The sequence below is a fragment of the Micromonospora sp. WMMD1219 genome (genome assembly GCF_049315215.1).
Lineage (GTDB): Bacteria > Actinomycetota > Actinomycetes > Mycobacteriales > Micromonosporaceae > Micromonospora > Micromonospora tulbaghiae.
The window spans coordinates 6,265,322-6,283,161 of sequence record NZ_CP186057.1 but is presented as its reverse complement, the minus strand read 5'-3'; the positions used below and the strand labels follow the sequence as shown (position 1 = coordinate 6,283,161).

Here is a 17,840-nt window from a genome sequence, read left to right as displayed (position 1 = left end):
ACAGCGCCCGCTTAGGTACGCCTTAGCAGGTCAGTTAAGGTAAGGCGCACCTAACTGGAAGGCCAAGATCCCTCGTGACCACCGTCGCCGTCCGGCCCGCGCGGGCCGGGGCTCCCGTCCGCCGCGGCACCGTACGCCGCGTCGCGGTCACCGTGGCGGCGGCACTCCTGCTCCTGCTGGCGCTGCTGGCCAGCCTGGCGCTCGGCAGCCGGCACCTCCCCGTCGACCAGGTGTGGCGCGCGCTGGTGTCCCCGGACGGCGGCGACGCCACCACTGTGGTCCGGGACATGCGGCTGCCGCGTACCGCCCTCGGGCTGGTCGTCGGCCTGGCGCTGGCGCTGGCCGGGGTGCTGTTCCAGGCGGTGACCCGCAACCCGCTGGCCGAGCCGCGCATCCTCGGCGTCAGCGCCGGCGCGTCGTTCGGCGTGGTGCTGGCCATCGCCGTGTTCGGCGTGGGCACGCTCGCCGGGTACGTCTGGTTCGGCATCGCGGGCGCGCTGCTCGCCGGGCTGCTCGTGTTCGCCGTCGCCAACCGCGCCCGCGAGGGCGCCAGCCCGGTCACTCTCGCGCTCGTCGGCGCGGCCCTCGACGCCGGTCTCGGCGCCATCGTGTACGCGCTGCTCAGCATCGACGCCCGCACGTTCGAGGAGTACCGCTTCTGGGTGGTCGGCGGGCTGACCGGCCGCGACGTCGGCGTGGCCGGGCAGGTGCTGCCGTTCGTGGTGGCCGGGGTGCTGCTGGCCGCGCTCGCCGCCCGCGGCCTGGACGCGCTCGCCCTCGGCGACGACGTGGCCCGGGGGCTCGGGCACCGGGTCGCGCTGGTCCGGATCGCCGCCGGGGCCGGTGGCGTGCTGCTCACCGGCGCGGCGGTGGCCGCCGCCGGGCCGATCGCCTTCGTCGGGCTGGCGGTGCCGCACCTGGCCCGGGCGCTCGTCGGCGCGGACCAGCGGTGGACGCTCCTGGTCGCCGCGCTGCTCGGCCCCGCGTTGCTGCTCACGGCCGACGTGGCCGGCCGCCTGGTCGCCCCGCCCGGCGAGATCCCCGCCGGCATCATCACGGCTCTGCTCGGCGCGCCCCTCCTGGCCTTCCTGGTCCACCGAGCCAAGACGGTAACGACATGACCCGCCCCGCCCCCCACTCCCGCGATCTTGCACTCGCCGCCCCGGCCGAAGGGACATTCCGGGCACCCGGAGGGCCCGAAGTGCAAGATCAACGACGTGGGACGCGGCGGCGCGGGCGTGGTGTGCTCACGGTCGGGGCGGTGGTGGTGCCGTTCCGGTGGCGGCCGGTCGTGGTGGCGTCCGTGCTTTTCGTGCTGCTGTGCGCTGCGGTGGTGATCAGTCTGTCGCTGGGTACGCCGTACGTCGCCCCCGTCGACGTGGTGCGGTCGCTCTCCGGCGCGGGCACCCCGTACGACCTCGTGGTGCGCGACCTGAGACTGCCTCGCGCGGTCCTCGCGGCGGTGGCCGGCGCGGCCTTCGGCGTGGCCGGCACACTGATCCAGAGCGTGGCCCGCAACCCGCTGGCCAGCCCCGACGTCATCGGCGTCACCCAGGGCGCCGGGCTGGCCGCGACGATCGCACTGACCAGCGGCGCGGCGGCGGTGCTCGTGGCGCCGGCGGCGCTGCTCGGCGGCCTGGCCGCCGCGGTGGTGGTGTTCGCGCTCGGCGCCCGGCACGGCCTCGCCGCCCAGCGGTTCGTGCTGGCCGGCGTGGCGGTGGCGTTCGCGTTCCGGGCGCTGATCGAGGTGGTCATGCTGACCGCCGACCCGATCGACGGGCTGCGCGCCCAGATCTGGCTGATCGGCACGCTCGCCGGCAAGGGGTGGAGCGAGGCGGCCTGGATCGCCGGCACGCTCGCCGTCCTGCTGCCGGTGCTGCTCTGGGCCGGGTGGGCGCTGCGCAGCAGCACGCTCGACGACGACACCGCGCGCGGGATCGGCCTGCGGCCGGTGGCCCGCCGGATCGGCCTGGCCGGGACGGGTGTGCTGGCCGCCGCCATGGTCACCGCCCAGGTCGGCGCCGTCGACTTCGTCGCGCTGGTGGCCCCGCAGGTGGCCCGCCGGCTGGTCCGCGCCGAGCGTCCGCCGCTGCTGTGCGCCGCGCTGCTGGGCGCGTTGCTGCTGGTCCTCGCCGACCTGGGCGCCCGCCGGCTGCTGGCGCCGACCCAACTGCCGGCCGGCGTGCTCACAGCCGCGATCGGCGGACCGTACCTGATCTACGTGCTGCTGCGCACCCGAGGGAGGCGGTCGTGACCGCGCTGCTGTCCACCCGCGACCTGGTCGTCGGCTACGAGGGCCGCACCGTGCTGGACGGACTCGACCTCGACCTGCCGGCCGACACGTTCACCGTGATCGTCGGCCCGAACGCCTGCGGCAAGTCGACGCTGCTGCGCACGATGGCCCGGTTGCTCACGCCCCGGCGCGGCGCGGTGCTGCTCGACGGCGCGGCGATCCGCGACCTGCCGACCCGGGACGTGGCCCGGCGGCTCGGCGTCCTGCCGCAGAGCCCGCTGGTGCCTGAAGGGATCACCGTGGCCGACCTGGTCGGGCGCGGGCGCCAGCCCTACCAGCGGTGGTGGCGGCAGTGGTCGGCCGAGGACGGGCGGGCGGTCGAGGAGGCCATGCGGCTGGCCGACGTCGGCGCGCTCGCCGACCGTGCCGTGGACACGCTCTCCGGCGGGCAGCGCCAGCGGGTGTGGATCGCGATGACGCTGGCCCAGGACACCGACGCGCTGCTGCTGGACGAGCCGACCACGTTCCTCGACCTGGCCCACCAGGTCGAGGTGCTGGACCTGCTGCACCGGCTGCGCGCCGAACGCGGCCGCACGGTGGTGGCCGTGCTGCACGACCTCAACCAGGCGGCCCGGTACGCCGGCCACCTGATCGCCATGCGCGACGGCGCTGTGGTGGCCGCCGGCAAGCCGCGCGAGATCCTCACCGCGGACCTGGTCCGCGACGTGTTCGGGCTCGACTGCGTGGTGGTGCCCTGCCCGGTCAGCGGCGCCCCGCTCGTGGTGCCCGCCCTCACCCAGACCGGGTCCACCCGGACCGCGCCCGCCCCGGCCGGCCCCACCCAGACCTCGGCCGTTCCGGCCGTCACGCCGGCCCCGGCCGGCGCCCCCGTCGGCGACGCCTGAGCGCGCCGGCCCGCACCACCGAAAGGAACCTGATGCGTCGTCTCGCCGTCGCACTCACCGCCGCCCTCGCTCTCGGCGTCGGCCTCACCGCATGTGGGGAGAGCGACCCCGTCGCCGGCACCGGCACCGGGGAGACCCGGGAGATCACCCATGCCATGGGCACCACGAAGGTGCCCGTCGAGCCGAAGCGCGTGGTCGTGCTCGACACCGACAAGATCGACACCGCGCTGTCGCTGGGCGTCACCCCGGTCGGCGCGGCGACCGCCGGTGAGGCGAAGAGCTGGCCCACCTACTTCGGCGCGGACAAGCTCGCCGGCATCACCGAGGTCGGCGTGCTCACCGAGCCGGACCTGGAGGCGATCAACGCGCTCAACCCGGACCTGATCCTGGGCAGCAAGTTCCGCCAGGAGAAGTTCTACGACGAGCTGGCCAAGATCGCCCCGACCGTGTTCACCGAGAAGGTCGGCGTCACCTGGAAGGAGAACTTCCTCCTCGACGGCGCGGCGCTGGGCAAGGAGCAGCAGGCCAAGGACCTGCTGGCCGAGTACGAGAAGCGGGCGGAGGACTTCGGCGCGAAGCTCGGTGACGCCTCGTCCCGCAAGGTCTCCATCGTGCGCTTCATGCCGACCGAGATCCGCTTGTACGGCCCGGACTCGTTCTCCGGCATCGTCGTCGGCGACACCGGCCTGGGCCGCCCCGAGCGGCAGATGCTCGCCGGCAAGGAGGACAAGCGGATGGACCGGGTCAGCCCGGAGCGCATCGCCGAGGCCGACGGCGACGTGGTGTTCGTGACCGCGTACGGCGAGAAGGCCGCCGCCGAGCAGGCGAAGGTCACCGGCGGCACGTTGTGGAAGGGCCTGTCCGCGGTCAAGGCCGGCAAGGCGCACGTGGTCTCCGACGAGATCTGGATGACCGGCATCGGCGTGGGCGCCGCCAACAAGATCCTGGACGACCTGGAGAAGTACCTGGCCGCCTGAGCCCTGATCACCCGCGCCCGTCCCGCCGTCGCCGGCCGGACGGGCGCGGGTGTGTTCAGGCGGCCAGTTGCCAGAGCAGGAACGCGTTGAGCGCCACCACGAACGCGGTGATCGCCACCGCGGCGGCGGTGGTGGCCCGGCGGTTGACCAGGCTGCCCATCAGATCCCGGCGGCGCGTGAACATCACCACCGGGATCAGCGCGAACGGGATGCCGAAGCTCAGTACCACCTGGGACAGCACCAGCGCCCGCGTCGGGTCGACGCCGATCGCGAGCACCGCCAGCGCGGGCAGCAGCGTGATCATCCGGCGTACCAGCAGCGGGATCCGGCGGCGCAGGAAGCCCTGCATGATGATCTCGCCGGCGTACGTGCCGACGCTCGTGGAGGCGAGACCGGACAGGAGCAGGGCGACCGCGAACCCGACCGCAGCGGCCGCGCCGAGCGTGGCGGCGAGCCCGGCGTGCACGCCTTCGAGGGTGTCGGTGCCGGGGATCGAGGTGCCGTGGAAGCTGCTCGCGGCCACGAGCAGCATGGCCAGGTTGACCGCGCCGGCGATGCCCAGCGCGATCAGCACGTCGATCCGCAGGCCCTTGGCGACCACCCGCCGCTGCGTCTCGCCCTCGGCGGGCAGGCGGTTCGGGGTCAGCGCCGAGTGCACGTAGATGACGTGCGGCATCACCGTCGCGCCCAGGATGCCGGCGGCGAGCAGCATGCTGTCGGTGCCCTGCATCCGGGGCAGCAGCCCGGCCGCGGCGTCGGACACGTCCGGTTGTGCGCTGACCAGGTTGACCGCGAACGCCAGCACGATCACGCCGAGCAGCACCGCGATGGCGATCTCGAACGACCGGAAACCCCTGGCGCGCAGCGCCAGGATGGCGAACGAGGCGGCGCCGATGATCAGGCCGCCGGGCAGCAGCGGGACGCCGAACAGCAGGTACAGCGCGACCGCCCCGCCGATCACCTCGGCCAGATCGGTGGCCATGGCGACCAGTTCGGCCTGCGCCCACATGACCCGGTTGAGCGGCCGGGGCAGGTGTTCCCGGCACAGTTCGGGCAGGCTGCGCCCGGTGGCCAGGCCGAGTTTGGCGGTGAGCGTCTGCACCAGCATGGCGGCCAGGTTGGCCGCCACCACCACCCAGACCAGCAGGTACCCGTACTGTGCCCCGGCGGTGGAGTTGGTGGCGAAGTTGCCGGGGTCGACGTAGGCGACCGCCGCCACGAACGCCGGCCCGAGCAGGATGAGGCGTCCCCGGACCGGGCGCGGGGCGTGGGCGGTCCGTAGCGGGGGCAGGACTGGCGAGTCGTTGGTTACCACTGGTGCTCCTCGACGACGGACGACGGGATGACAGACGACGGACGGCGGGGGCGGGCAGGGGCGGGTCAGGCGGGTTCGTGCCGGGCGGTCGCCCGGTGGGCGGCCGGTGCCGGACCGCGCTCCAGCGCGTCCGCGAACGGGACCAGCGCGGTGAGGGCGGCCAGCGCGAGGACGGCGGGCAGGGCCAGGCCGGCGCCCACCGAGACGAGCGTGAGCAGGGCGAGGACGGCCGTCCTGATGCGGTTGGACGTGGACATGACGACTCCCGGACGGGTGCGGTGCGGGCGCCGGGCCGCCCGCGCGGGCGGCCCGGCGCGGGCGCGGTCAGGTGAGCTTGCTCTTGACGGTGTTGGCGACCTTGCCGGCCATCCCCGGGTTGGTGCCGTACAGGCGCGGGTCGCCCGGGGCGAGCACCGGCTCGGGGGCGTGCGCGCGCGGGCTGCTGTCGTAGCGGAACTCGCCCTTGCCGTCCGGCGTCGGACCGGAGGCCCACCGGCCCTCGGCGGCGTCGCGGCCGGGGGAGAAGTCCAGGTACGTGTAGCTGAACTCCTCGGTGAACTCCGGCGAGTCGGGGAAGGCGTCCGGCACCGGCATCTCCTCCAGGCCGTCGGACTTGAGCTGCTCGATGGCCGCCATCCACATGTTCTGGTGCATGGTGTCGCGGGCCAGCAGGAAGCGCAGCATCTGCTTGACGCCGGGGTCGTCGGTCATGTTGAACAGGCGGGCCACCTGGAGCCGGCCCTGGGCCTCGGCGGTGACGTTCAGGTGGAAGTCCGCCATCAGGTTGCCGCTGGCGGTGATGAAGTTGCCGTTCCACGGCACGCCGGCGCTGTCGACCGCCAGGGCCCCGCCGCCGCCGTGGATGAAGTGCGCCGGGTTGGACCCGCCGTAGATCGCGCCGACCATCGGGTTCTCCTCGGCGGCCTCCTCCAGCGACAGCGGCGCGTTCTCCAGCAGCCGGGTGATCATCGTGGCGATCATCTCGACGTGGCCCATCTCCTCGGTGCCGACGTCGAGCAGCAGGTCCTTGTACTTGCCGGGCAGCCGGCAGTTCCAGCCCTGGAACAGGTACTGGTTGGCGACTGTCATCTCACCCCACTTGCCGCCGAGGACCTCCTGGAGGCGGCGGGCGAACGCGGCGTCCGGCCCGTCCGGCTTGGCCTCGAACTGCAGGTCCTTCATGTGCGTGAACATGTCGTCTCCTCCGGTTCACCGATGCTGTCCTCTCCCGGGTGCCCGCTGCGGCGGCCCGCCGGGGCCGACCCGTGTCCCGGACGGGACAGGCCGCACCGGGACCGGCAGCCGGACGTCCACCGCCAGCCCGCCGCCGCGTGGACGGCGGGCGCCCACCGTCCCGCCGTAGGTATCGACCAGGCGCCGCACGATCCACAGCCCGAGGCCGTGCCCGGTGGCCGACGGGGCGGGCCGGGCCAGCGCCGCGCGCAGCGTGGGACAGGGGCCGCCGCGGTCGAGGACCGACAGCGTCAGCGTGGAACCGCGCGCCGCGGCGCGGACGACGACCTCGTCGCCGGCCGGGCCGTGGCACCGCGCGTTGTCCACCAGGTTGGTGAGGATCTGCCGGACGTGCTGCTCGGGCACGGGCAGGCCGGCGGCGGTCCGGCCGATCCGCGCGCGCACGCCGGGACCGGCCCCGGCCGTCACGGCGCGCACCACGGCGGCCAGGGGGACGCGGCGGGGTGGTTCCGGCTCGCCGGGGCCGCCGGGCCCGCCGAGGTCGTCCAGCAGGGCACCCAGGTGTACGGCGTGCTCGTGCGCCAGCGCCGCGATGGCCCGCCGGTCCGGCGTGGTCAGCGCCGGCTGCTCGGCGAGCGCCCGGGTGAGGGCCGCCAGCGCCCGCACCGGTGTCCGCAGCTCGTGGCAGAGCATCCGGATCGACAGCGACTCGTCGCGGTCGTCCGGGCGGCCCCACGGGGTCATGGACTCCACAGCCATGCCGGGTTGTTCCCGACGGTTACTCGCATATGCCACTAACCTGAAGGGGAAGGAGGAAAGCCGACATGGGGGACGGCACCGTCCGGCTCGCGGTGGTGGACGACCATGCGCTGTTCGTCCGCGGCCTGGAGCTGCTGCTGTCCGCCACCACCGACGGCCGGGCCCGGGTCGTCGGCTCCACCACCGACGCGGCCGGGGCCGCCGCGCTCGTCGCCCGCTGTGCACCCGATCTCGCGGTCGTGGACCTGCACATGCCGCCGCCCGGCGGCCTCCGGGCGATCGCCGCCATCCGCCGCGCCAGTCCCCGGGTACGCGTCCTCGCCATGTCCGGCTCGGACGACCCGGTGCCGGCCGTGGAGGCGCTGCGCTGCGGCGCCGAGGGCTACCTGCCCAAGACCAGCGAGCCGGAGGATCTGCTGCCTCCACTGCTCGCCGTGCTGGACGGCTGGGCGGTGCTGCCGGGCGCGCTGCTGCGACGGCTGGTCGGGCCCGCCCGGTCACCCGGGCTCAACCTCGACGACGAGGAGCGCCGGCTGCTGCGGGCGATCGCGACCGGAGAGGCCACCGTGACGATCGCCGAGCGGATGCACACCTCGGAACGGACGGTGAAGCGGATGACCGCCTCCCTGCTGCGCAAGCTGCGGGTGACCAACCGGGTGGAGGCCGCCGCGCTGGCCGGGCGGGCCGGGCTGCTGGACGAGCGCTCCGACCGGTGAGGCGCGGACGCGCCACGGCCGGGTCACTCTGCGGCGCGGTCCGGGCCGGGTCACCCTGCGGCGGCCGGCCCGGACGGCGAACGGCCGCCCCGGGGGAGCGGGACGGCCGTTCGGTCGGGCGGTGGTGAGCCGGTCAGGCGGCTGTGGACCAGATGGCCCGGAACGCGGCCGCCTCGCCGGCCAGCCACTGCTCGATCTGCTCGGGCTTGACGTCGGCGGGCATCCGGTGTGCCTCGCCGCGGCGCACGTCGACCAGGACCGGCTCGGCGTGCGGCAGCACCGCGTCCATGTGCCGGGCCATCAGGTGCAGCGTGGCGAGCGTGGCCTCCTCGCTCGGCGGCGCCTCGTCGAAGTGCAGCCGGATCGCCTCGGCCCGGCCGTCGGCGTACCGGACGCCGAACTGGGGGTTGATCTTGACGGGCAGGTCACCCAGCATGGCCAGGGCGTCGCGGGTCTGGGCCAGGTCGACGCCGGCCGGCTCGCCGAGCGAGTGCAGCCAGCGGGTCGCGCCCGGCACGAGCGCCTCGTAGAGCGGCCGCCAGCGGGGCTTGACCGCGTCGGCGACCTGCGCGAGGTGCGTGCCGCCGGTGTGGAACGCGACGTCGGCCTTGAGCGCCTTGACGAACTGGCCGTGCGGGTTGAAGCCGTGCCGGCTTGCCCGCTGCCGGCGTAGCCCGCCGACGAAGGTGGCCTTGGTGGGGCCGGTGCGGTCGACGTACCGGGTGAATCCGAGGAGGGTGGCGTAGGGGGTGACAGGGGTCGCGGAGGTGGGCGCAGTCACGAGCATCCTCCCAGGTCAGCAGCTCGATTAGTACATACATTCTAATCGACGGGTCTGACATCGCCCAGGGCACGAAAAGGGCCGCCCGGACATCCCGGGCGGCCCTTTTTCGCGTAGTCCTAGAGCTGGCCGACGTCGGTGATCCGGACCGCCGCCGCACCTGTCTCGTCGGAGGCGGCGAGGTCGATCTCGGCGCTGATGCCCCAGTCGTGGTCGCCGTCCGGGTCGTCCAGGATCTGCCGGACGGTCCACCTGTCGCGGCCCTGCTCGATCATCAGCAGCGCCGGCCCGCGCGCGTCCGGGCCCACCCCGATCGAGTCGTACGCCTCGAAGTACGGCTCCAGCGCGTCGGCCCAGGCGTCGGCGTTCCAGCCGTCGCCGGCGTCCAGCTCGCCGAGCAGGTCCCAGCGCCGCAGCGCGGCCAGCTCGACGCGGCGGAACATCGCGTTGCGCACCAGCACCCGGAACGCCCGCGCGTTGCGGGTCACCGCCGGCGGCCGGTCGTCCAGCGACGCGGCCACCTCGGCCACGTCGGACGGGTTGCGCAGCCGCTCCCACTCGTCGATCAGGCTGGAGTCGACCTGGCGGACCAGCTCGCCCAGCCACTCGATGAGGTCGACCAGCTCCTCGGTCTTGGCATCCTCGGGGACCGTCTGCCGCAGCGTCTTGTACGCGTCGGCGAGGTAGCGCAGCACCAGCCCCTCGGACCGGGACAGCCCGTAGAACTGGACGTACTCGGGGAACGTCATGGCCCGCTCGTACATGTCCCGGACCACGGACTTCGGGGAGAGCTGGTGGTCGGCGACCCAGGGGTGGCCCTGCCGGTACATCTCGTACGCGGACTCCAGCAGCTCGGCCAGGGGCTTGGGCCAGGTCACGTCGTCGAGCAGTTCGAGGCGTGCCTCGTACTCGATGCCTTCGGCCTTCATCGCGGCGACCGCCTCGCCGCGGGCCTTGAACTGCTGCGCGGACAGCACCTGGCGCGGGTCGTCCAGGATCGACTCGATCACGCTGAGCACGTCGAGCGCGTACGACGGGGACTCCCGGTCGAGCAGTTCGACGGTGGCCAGCGCCAGCGGCGACAGCGGCTGGTTGAGCGCGAAGTCGAGCTGGAGGTCGACGGTGAGGCGTACCCGGCGGCCGGTCTCGTCCGGCTCGGGCAGCTCCTCGACCACGCCGCCGGCGCGCAGCGCGCGGTAGATGGCGATGGCCCGGCGGATGTGCCGGCGCTGCGCGGCCGGGTCCTCGTGGTTGTCGGTGAGCAGGTGCCGCATCGAGGCGAACGCGTCGCCGGGGCGGCCGATCACGTTGAGCAGCATCGAGTGGCTGACCTGGAAGCTGGACGTGAGCGGCTCCGGCTCGGCCTCGACCAGGCGCTGGAACGTCGGCTCGCCCCAGCCGATCGAGCCCTCCGGCGGCTTCTTCTTCACCACCTTGCGGCGCTTCTTCGGGTCGTCACCGGCCTTGGCGAGCGCCTTCTCGTTCTCGATCACGTGCTCGGGGGCCTGCACCACGACCCGGCCCAGCGTGTCGAACCCGGCCCGCCCGGCCCGGCCGGCGATCTGGTGGAACTCGCGGGCCTTGAGCAGCCGGGTACGGGTGCCGTCGTACTTGCTCAGACCGGTGAACAGCACGGTACGGATCGGCACGTTGATGCCGACGCCGAGCGTGTCCGTACCGCAGATGACCTTGAGCAGGCCGGCTTGGGCGAGCGTCTCGACCAGGCGGCGGTACTTCGGGAGCATGCCCGCGTGGTGCACGCCGATGCCGTGCCGCACCAACCGGGACAGCGTCTTGCCGAAGCCCGAGGTGAACCGGAAGTTGCCGATCGCCTGGGCGATCATGTCCTTCTCGGCGCGGGTGCAGACGTTCACGCTCATCAGCGCCTGTGCGCGTTCCAGCGCGGCGGCCTGGGTGAAGTGCACGACGTACACCGGGGCCTGCTTGGTCTCCAGCAGCTCCTCCAGCGTCTCGTGCAGCGGCGTGGTCGCGTACGAGAAGAGGAGCGGGACCGGCCGCTCGGCCGAGCGGACGACGGCGGTCGGCCGCCCGGTACGCCGGGTCAGGTCGTCGACGAAGCGGGTGGTGTCGCCGAGCGTGGCGGACATCAGCACGAACTGGGCCTGCGGCAGCTCGATCAGCGGCACCTGCCAGGCCCAGCCGCGGTCCGGCTCGGCGTAGAAGTGGAACTCGTCCATGATCACCTGGCCGACGTCGGCGCGGCGGCCCTCGCGCAGCGCCAGGTTGGCCAGGATCTCCGCGGTGCAGCAGATGATCGGCGCGTCCGCGTTGACGCTGGCGTCGCCGGTGAGCATGCCGACGTTCTCCGCGCCGAAGACCTCGCACAGCGCGAAGAACTTCTCCGAGACCAGCGCCTTGATCGGCGCGGTGTAGAAGGTCGTCCGGTCGTCGGCCAGCGCCGCGAAGTGCGCCGCGATCGCCACCAGGCTCTTGCCCGAGCCGGTCGGCGTATTCATGATCACGTTCGCGCCGGAGACGATCTCGATGACCGCCTCCTCCTGGTGGGGATAGAGGTCCAGGCCGCGCTCGGACGCCCAGGAGGCGAACGCGTCGTAGAGGGTGTCGGGGTCGGCGGTCTTCGGCAGCGCGGCGGTGAGAGTCATGGCGGCTCCCATCGTGCCTGGATCACACCGCGCCGCGCCAACCGGGTTCAGCGCACCGGCTTACGGGCACCGGCTTCAGCGCCGCCGGTGGATCAGGTCGAAGACCTCCCGGCCGGCGGTCAGCGCGCGGCGCTCGAACTTCGTCACCGGCCGGTGCGCCGGACGCGGCGCGTAGCCGCCGTACACGTCCACCAGCTCCGGGTCGGCGGTGAGCGTCTCGCGCATCGACTCGGCGTACTCGGCCCAGTCCGTCGCGCAGTGCAACGTGCCACCCGGCGCCAGCCGGGACCGCAGCAGCGCCACGTGCGCCGGCGCGATGATCCGCCGCTTGTGGTGGCGCGTCTTCGGCCACGGGTCGGGGAAGAAGACGTGCACCGCGTCCAGGCAGCCCTCCGGCATGGCGCGGACCAGGTCCAGCGCGTCCCCCTCGGCCACCCGGACGTTGTCCAGACCGTGGCGTTCGACCAGGTCGAGCAGGTTGGCGATTCCCGGCGTATGGACCTCGACCGCCAGATAGTGTCGGTCCCGGTCGGCCGCCGCCATCACGGCGGTGGCGTCGCCCATGCCGGAGCCGATCTCCAGCACCAGCGGCGCCCGTCGTCCGAACAGCGCCGTCGGATCGCACGGCCCGTCGAGGGCGGCGATCTCCAGGCCGTACGCGGGCCAGAGCCGGGTGAGCGCGTCGCGCTGCCGCTCGCTCATCCGTCCGCGACGCGGATGGAAGGTACGGATGCGGCCGGCGGCGATGTCGGGGAGGGTCACAGCGACCCGAGCCTAGCCCGGATCGGATGTGATGTGCCGCCGGGGGTGAGAGGATTCATCCCGTACGCCGGGAGGGGTCATGGGGTCGTTCAGGGTACGTAGGGCGCTGCTGGTCGCGGTCGCCGCGTGCGCCGCCCCGCTGGTCGGCGCGGTGCCCGCCCAGGCCGCGCCGCGCGCCGCCGAACCGGTGCCGGAACAGCCCCCGGCCGACGTGATCTTCGTGGAGGTCACCCCGGGCACCGTCTCGCCCGGCTACCTCGTCGGCATCCGGGCGAGCTGCCGCAACAACTCGGTTCCGGCGATCGTCACCTCGGACGCGTTCGGCAAGATCCAGGTGCAGCCGCAGCGCGGCCTGCTCACCGCCTCGCCGATGGTGCACGAGCGCACCCGGCCGGGCAACTACCGGGTCAAGCTGGAGTGCCCGGGCGGGGAGACCGCCTCCACCATGCTCCAGGTAATCAAGCAGGGGCAGCCCACCCGGCAGCCGAGCCACGGGCCCAGTCACCTGCCCAGCCGCGGCCCGGCGACCGGTTTCGGCGGCACCGCCGGCCCCGGGCTCGGTGGCCTGCTGGTGCCCGTCGGGCTGGCGGTGACTGTGGTCGGCGCCGGGCTCGGCGTGGCCGCGTCCCGCCGGCACGCCCGCGGCGCCGCCAGAGGCTGAGGCCGGCGATGGCCGAGCACTTCGTCCCGCCGCCCGCCGGGTCACGGCGCTCCGGCCGGCCGTTCCTGGCCCTGCCCCCACCCGCCGCGCCACCGACCGGCACCGCCCGGTTCTCCGGGGCTGATCCGGCCGCCGCGCCCCGGACCGGACCGCGCTCGGGGAGTGGGTCTGCCGCCGGGACGGGTCCGACCGCCGGGACCGGATCGTCTGCCGTGCCGGTCTCCGGGTCGCGGCCGTGGATGCCGCCGCCCGCCGCGTCGCGACCGTGGTACCCGCCGTCGGCCGATCCGCCTGCCCTGCGTCCACGGCCCGCGGGGCCACCGCCGGTCGAGGCGCCACCGGCGTCGCCGGGCAGGGAGGACCGGGGCCGGGGCTCCTGGTCGAAGCCGCTGGCAGTGGTGCTGGTGCTGGTCGGCGTGTTCGCCACCGGGGCCGGGCTGGGCCGCACGGCCGGGCCGTTCGACTTCGCCGACGCATCGACCGAGTCGAGCCGGGCGAACGGGTCGGGCGCGGCGGCCCCGGCGAGCGCTGCCGCTCCGGTCCGGAAGCCGGCGAGCCGGCCGGTACGCCTGGCGGTGCCGGCCATCAAGGTCAACGCCCCGGTCACGCCCGTCGGGCAGGCGAAGGACGGCTCGGTGGACGTACCGCCGCTGACCGAGCACGACCAGACCGGCTGGTACGACAGGGGAGCGGTGCCCGGCGACCCGGGCCGGGCGATCATCGTGGGCCACGTCGACACCAAGAGCGGCCCGGCCGTCTTCTACCGGCTGCGCTCGCTCAAGCCCGGCGCGCGGATCCAGGTGACCCGCGCGGACCGCAGCGTGGTGACCTTCAAGGTGGACAGCGTGGAGTACTTCGACAAGTCGAACCTGCCCGCCGCCCGGGTCTACGGCGACTCCGGTCCGGCCGAGCTGCGGCTGATCACCTGCGGCGGCGAGTGGGTCGGCGGCCGTACCGGCTACCAGGACAACGTGATCGTCTTCGCGTCCCTGACGCCCTGACCGCTCCCGCCCTGACCGCCCGGCCCGCCCTGACGGCCCTGAGCGCGTCGATCATGAGGTTAGCGGCGCAGGTTGCCCCCGTTTCGTCACCGCCAACTCCATGATCGCCGAACGGAGACCCGGAGCGCGCCGGGGCCGTGGGAGATCTTGGTAGGAAACGGCCCCTATGGGGGCGCGAATCTTCCAAGATCTGCGCGCGCCCCGGCCCTGACCGCGTCGATCATGAAGTTGGCGGTGACGAAGCGGACGGTGAGTGCCGCCAACTTCATGATCGACCGAGAAAGGGAGGGGAAGGGAGGGGTCAGGGTTTGGCGGGGACCTGCTGGACCACCTCGAACTCCAGCAGGGTGGCGCCGGTGGCCACGGGCTTGCGGGGTTCGCCGCCCTCGGCGTGCGCGGCCCGGGACGGGCCCTGCGCCCACGCCTGGTACGCCTCCTCGCTCTCCCAGCGCGTGTACACGAAGTAGCGGGTGTCCCCGGCGACCGGGCGCAGCAGCTCGAAGCCGAGGAAGCCGGGGGAGTTCTCCACCGCGCCGGCCCGGGCCGCGAACCGCTTCTCCAGCTCCTCGCCGGCGCCGGACGGGACGTCGATCGCGTTGATCTTCACGACAGCCATGCGTCCACCCTAACGAGCCTCGGACTCAGAACGTCTCGACGGCCGGTGCCAGGTCCGCGTCGACCACGATCGGGGCGTGGTCGGAGGGGCCCTTGCCCTTGCGGGCCTCCCGGTCCACGTACGCGGAGCGGACCGCGCGGGCGAACGACGCGCTGGCGTACACCAGGTCGATCCGCATGCCCTTGTTCTGGTGGAACATCCCGGCCCGGTAGTCCCAGTACGTGAACGGGTGCGGCCCCTTCATCGGCGTCGGCACCACGTCCTCCAGTCCCAGGTCGCGCAGCGCAGCCAGGGCGGCCCGCTCGGCCGGGGTGACGTGCGTGGAGGTGACGAACAGCGCGGGATCCCAGACGTCGGCGTCGGTGGGCGCGACGTTGAAGTCACCGCAGACGGCCACCGGCAGGGGACCGGCCACCTCGGCTTCCAGGGCGTCGCGCAGCGCCGCGAACCAGGCCAGCTTGTACGCGTAGTGCGGGTCGTCCGGCGCGCGGCCGTTCGGCACGTACACCGACCAGACCCGCAGCCCGTCGCAGGTGGCCGAGATGGCGCGGGCCTCGGGCTCGGGAAACCCGGGTTCGCCCGGGAAGCCGACCGCCACGTCGGCCAGCCCGACCCGGGACAGCACCGCGACCCCGTTCCACCGCCCGTCGCTGTGGCTGGCCACCTCGTAGCCCAGCTCGCCCACCTCGGCGACCGGGAACGCCCCGTCGGGACACTTGGTCTCCTGCAGGCACACGACGTCGGGCTTCGTGGTGGCCAGCCAGTCGAGCAGCCGGGGCAGGCGGGCCTTCACCGAGTTGACGTTCCATGTCGCCAGGCGCATGCCCCCAGCCTGCCGCATCCCCGCCCGCCCCGCCGCCTCAGCGCTCCGGGGTGTCGCCGGGGCGCGTCTGCTCGGCGAGGAAGCGTTCCAGCTCCGCGCCGAGTTCGTCGGCGGTGGGCAGCGGCCCGGTCTCGCCGGCGAGCAGGTTCTTCTCGCCCCGGCCGCGGGCGAACGCGTCGTACTGCTCCTCCAGCGCCTGGACCAGCGTCGCCGCCTCCTCGGTCTGGGTGACCTGGCGGTCGATCTCCACCCGGACCGCCTCGGCGGCGGTCCGCAGCGTCTCGACGGGCAGCAGCAGGCCGGTGCTGCGGGACACGGCGGACAGCAGCGCCTCGGCGGCGGCCGGGTACTCGGCCTGGGCCACGTAGTGCGGCACGTGCGCGGCGAAGCCGAGGGCGTCGCGCCCCTGCTCGCCGAGGCGGTACTCCAGCAGGTGGCCGACGCCGGCCGGCACCTGCACCTTCTGCAACCACGGCTCGTGTCCGGCGATCAGTTCCTTGCGGGTGGCGTGCGCGGTGACGCCGCTGGGCCGGGTGTGCGGCACCGCCATCGGGATCGAGTTGAGCCCGACGGTGAGCCGGACGTCGAGGCGGGCGCAGAGCCCGGCGACGGCGGCCACGAAACGCTCCCACTGCAGGTCCGGCTCGGGGCCGGTGAGCAGCAGGAACGGGGTCTCGTCGTCGTCGCGCAGCAGGTGCAGCTCCAGCGCCGGGGCGTCGTAGGACTCCCAGTGGTCCTCGACGAACGTCATCACCGGGCGGCGGGAGCGGTAGTCGAAGACCTGGTCCACGTCGAAGCGGGCGATCACCCGGGCGTCGAGCGAGGTGAGCAGCTGTTCCCGGGCGAGGCGGGTGGCGTTGCCGGCGTCGACGAAGCCGGTGAGGGCCTGGATCAGCACCGGCTGGCCGAGCTCGGGCAGCTCGTCGGTGAGTTCGTAGAGCTCGTGTGGATCGAGCACCGGTGGGGTCCTCCCTGTCGACGCGTACGGGGGAGCGCCGAACGTGCGGCCTCCCCGATTCGGCCAACGTACCGGGGCGGGTGGTCCATTCCGTTACGGCACATCCGATGCCCGGATGATGATCACGATTCGGCTACGCCCCGGTCCGGCGACCCATATCCGGATCGTCCGAACGGACGAGTTAGTCGATCATCGGACGGGACCGGGAGGTCTGCGAGGTTCGTGCCCGCGCCGTGGCCGGTCCGGGCGCACGGGTGATTGGCCCGCTTCCCGAGGTCTGCCGCGCCCTGCGGCGGGCTGTGGCGCGATGCCCGGGTTGCAGCGGCCAGAGTGTGGCGAGGGCCACCCTTTCGGCCTGGGTGATCCCGGTTTGCCCTGCCTAGCCTCGTCGGATGCGTAACGACGGCAACCTCGACGACCCGTTCGGCTCCGGCCGCCCGGCTGACCGTTCGGACGATACCCCCTCCACCAACCGGTTGACCACACTCCGGGGACTGGTCCGGCGTACCCGCTTCTGGGCACCCACGAACCCCCGGCCCGGCCGGACGAAGCTGGCGGTCGCCACGGGCACCGCCTGCTGCCTGGGCCTGGTCGGCGTCAGCCAGGCCGGCTTCGGCGCCCCGGACCGCGCCGCCGGCCCGGCGCCCTCGGCTGAGGTCGCCGAGCGCGCGGAGGTCGACGCCGCCTCCCGGGCCATGGCCCGGCCGAGCACCGCCCCCGCCACCCCCACCCCCAGCGCCAGCCCGTCCGCGACGGCGAGCCCGAAGGCGACCGCCAAGCCCAAGCCGAAGAAGACCGTCCGGCAGATCGTCCCGGTCGCCGGCCTGGACCGCACCCAGATGAACAACGCGAAGAAGATCGTGCAGGCCGGCAAGGAGATGGGCATGCCGCGCCGCGCCCTGGTCATCGCGGTGGCGACCGCCATGCAGGAGAGCACCCTGCTCAACTACGCCAGCGGCGTGCTGCCCGAGTCGCAGAGCTACCCGCACCAGGCCATCGGCTGGGACCACGACTCGGTCGGGTTGTTCCAGCAGCGCCCGAGCAGCGGCTGGGGCACCGTCGAGCAGCTCATGGACCCGGAGTACGCGACGAAGGCGTTCCTGTCCGCGCTGGCGGAGATCCCCGGCTGGCAGGACCTGCCGCTCTCGGTCGCGGCCCAGGCGGTGCAGATCTCGGCGTTCCCGGACGCGTACGCCCAGCACGAGTGGCGGGCCGGCGAGGTGGTGGCCGAGATCCTGGGCTGACCCGGACGGGTGGTTGCCGAAGGGCCGATTCGGGTATCAGGGACTTGCCGGTCCCAGGTACACATGAAGGGGACCGCGGGACGGGAGGACCCTCATGTCGCTGATGCAACGGATCACCGCCTTCCTGCGGTCGCCGCGGGGCCAGCAGCTGGTCGACCGCGGTCGGCGTGAGATGTCGAAGCCGGAGAACCAGGCCCGGCTGCGGCAGATCGCGAACCGGCTGCAGTCGCGCCGGCGCTGACCCGCGTCACCCCCGCCGCACGAGCCTCCG

Annotated in this window: 19 protein-coding genes; 9 read left to right on the top strand and 10 right to left on the bottom strand. The window is 73.6% G+C overall.

The genetic code is table 11. The features are described 5' to 3' along the window. Positions 1-74: 74 nt before the first annotated feature. The 4 genes from ACN27C_RS29380 (at position 75) to ACN27C_RS29365 (ending at position 4,115) form a co-directional block, all read left to right on the top strand. Positions 75-1,121, top strand: coding sequence for a FecCD family ABC transporter permease (locus ACN27C_RS29380; protein WP_422749458.1), 1,047 nt, complete (start codon positions 75-77; stop codon positions 1,119-1,121). 140 nt (positions 1,122-1,261) lie between these two features. Continuing rightward, on the top strand, positions 1,262-2,254 hold the full coding sequence (locus ACN27C_RS29375; protein ID WP_422749456.1) for a FecCD family ABC transporter permease: 993 nt from the start codon (positions 1,262-1,264) through the stop codon (positions 2,252-2,254). Continuing rightward, positions 2,251-3,138: an ABC transporter ATP-binding protein gene (locus ACN27C_RS29370; protein ID WP_422749454.1), complete on the top strand. Its 888-nt coding sequence runs from the start codon at positions 2,251-2,253 to the stop codon at positions 3,136-3,138. The genes ACN27C_RS29375 and ACN27C_RS29370 overlap by 4 nt, the downstream gene beginning before the upstream one ends. Positions 3,139-3,170: 32 nt before the next feature. Then, a complete protein-coding gene (locus ACN27C_RS29365) occupies positions 3,171-4,115 on the top strand; it encodes an ABC transporter substrate-binding protein (RefSeq protein ID WP_121686630.1) in 945 nt (314 codons plus the stop codon). A gap of 55 nt (positions 4,116-4,170) precedes the next feature. Here the strand turns inward: ACN27C_RS29365 and ACN27C_RS29360 are convergent, their stop codons facing one another. The 4 genes from ACN27C_RS29360 to ACN27C_RS29345 all read right to left on the bottom strand — a co-directional run bounded on the left by ACN27C_RS29360 (position 4,171) and on the right by ACN27C_RS29345 (position 7,383). Next, complete coding sequence (locus tag ACN27C_RS29360; protein ID WP_422749451.1) at positions 4,171-5,430, bottom strand: Nramp family divalent metal transporter; 1,260 nt, start codon at positions 5,428-5,430, stop codon at positions 4,171-4,173. A gap of 65 nt (positions 5,431-5,495) precedes the next feature. Further along, a complete protein-coding gene (locus ACN27C_RS29355; protein WP_422749450.1) occupies positions 5,496-5,687 on the bottom strand; it encodes a hypothetical protein in 192 nt (63 codons plus the stop codon). Between the two features lie 67 nt (positions 5,688-5,754). After that, complete coding sequence (locus ACN27C_RS29350; RefSeq protein WP_358172943.1) at positions 5,755-6,624, bottom strand: manganese catalase family protein; 870 nt, start codon at positions 6,622-6,624, stop codon at positions 5,755-5,757. A 15-nt stretch (positions 6,625-6,639) separates the two neighbouring features. Beyond that, positions 6,640-7,383 (bottom strand): sensor histidine kinase, encoded by a 744-nt coding sequence (locus ACN27C_RS29345; RefSeq protein ID WP_120570649.1) that lies wholly within the window; start codon positions 7,381-7,383, stop codon positions 6,640-6,642. Positions 7,384-7,448: 65 nt separating this feature from the next. Here ACN27C_RS29345 and ACN27C_RS29340 point away from each other — a divergent pair, with 65 nt between their 5' ends. Continuing rightward, positions 7,449-8,099, top strand: coding sequence for a response regulator (locus ACN27C_RS29340; protein WP_120570648.1), 651 nt, complete (start codon positions 7,449-7,451; stop codon positions 8,097-8,099). Positions 8,100-8,232: 133 nt separating this feature from the next. On the opposite strand, the gene ACN27C_RS29335 is transcribed toward ACN27C_RS29340, so the two are convergent. The 3 genes from ACN27C_RS29335 to trmB all read right to left on the bottom strand — a co-directional run bounded on the left by ACN27C_RS29335 (position 8,233) and on the right by trmB (position 12,206). Continuing rightward, positions 8,233-8,880, bottom strand: a complete 648-nt coding sequence (locus ACN27C_RS29335) for a hypothetical protein (protein ID WP_422749447.1) — start codon at positions 8,878-8,880, stop codon at positions 8,233-8,235. Positions 8,881-8,999: 119 nt separating this feature from the next. Further along, positions 9,000-11,504 (bottom strand): DEAD/DEAH box helicase, encoded by a 2,505-nt coding sequence (locus ACN27C_RS29330; RefSeq protein ID WP_121686345.1) that lies wholly within the window; start codon positions 11,502-11,504, stop codon positions 9,000-9,002. Positions 11,505-11,579: 75 nt separating this feature from the next. Beyond that, positions 11,580-12,206, bottom strand: a complete 627-nt coding sequence (gene trmB, locus ACN27C_RS29325) for a tRNA (guanosine(46)-N7)-methyltransferase TrmB (protein ID WP_233586196.1) — start codon at positions 12,204-12,206, stop codon at positions 11,580-11,582. Between the two features lie 139 nt (positions 12,207-12,345). Between trmB and ACN27C_RS29320 the strand changes: the two genes are divergently transcribed. Next, complete coding sequence (locus ACN27C_RS29320) at positions 12,346-12,927, top strand: hypothetical protein (protein ID WP_121686343.1); 582 nt, start codon at positions 12,346-12,348, stop codon at positions 12,925-12,927. A gap of 389 nt (positions 12,928-13,316) precedes the next feature. Beyond that, positions 13,317-13,928 carry a class F sortase gene (locus ACN27C_RS29315; protein ID WP_421501201.1) on the top strand — a complete coding sequence of 204 codons (612 nt, stop codon included), beginning with the start codon at positions 13,317-13,319 and terminating at the stop codon, positions 13,926-13,928. A gap of 301 nt (positions 13,929-14,229) precedes the next feature. Here ACN27C_RS29315 and ACN27C_RS29310 read toward each other — a convergent pair whose 3' ends face one another. The 3 genes from ACN27C_RS29310 to ACN27C_RS29300 are packed head-to-tail and all read right to left on the bottom strand — an operon-like array spanning position 14,230 to position 16,325. After that, entirely contained in the window at positions 14,230-14,544 is a 315-nt protein-coding gene (locus ACN27C_RS29310) for an antibiotic biosynthesis monooxygenase family protein (protein ID WP_018784922.1), read from the bottom strand. Between the two features lie 25 nt (positions 14,545-14,569). Continuing rightward, positions 14,570-15,367, bottom strand: a complete 798-nt coding sequence (locus ACN27C_RS29305) for an exodeoxyribonuclease III (RefSeq protein ID WP_121686342.1) — start codon at positions 15,365-15,367, stop codon at positions 14,570-14,572. Between the two features lie 37 nt (positions 15,368-15,404). Continuing rightward, positions 15,405-16,325 carry a proteasome assembly chaperone family protein gene (locus tag ACN27C_RS29300; RefSeq protein ID WP_120570641.1) on the bottom strand — a complete coding sequence of 307 codons (921 nt, stop codon included), beginning with the start codon at positions 16,323-16,325 and terminating at the stop codon, positions 15,405-15,407. A 392-nt stretch (positions 16,326-16,717) separates the two neighbouring features. On the opposite strand from ACN27C_RS29300, the gene ACN27C_RS29295 reads away from it, so the two are divergent. Beyond that, complete coding sequence (locus ACN27C_RS29295; RefSeq protein ID WP_422749444.1) at positions 16,718-17,569, top strand: peptidase M23; 852 nt, start codon at positions 16,718-16,720, stop codon at positions 17,567-17,569. Between the two features lie 94 nt (positions 17,570-17,663). Beyond that, positions 17,664-17,810, top strand: coding sequence for a hypothetical protein (locus ACN27C_RS29290; RefSeq protein ID WP_013285352.1), 147 nt, complete (start codon positions 17,664-17,666; stop codon positions 17,808-17,810). Positions 17,811-17,840: the final 30 nt, after the last annotated feature.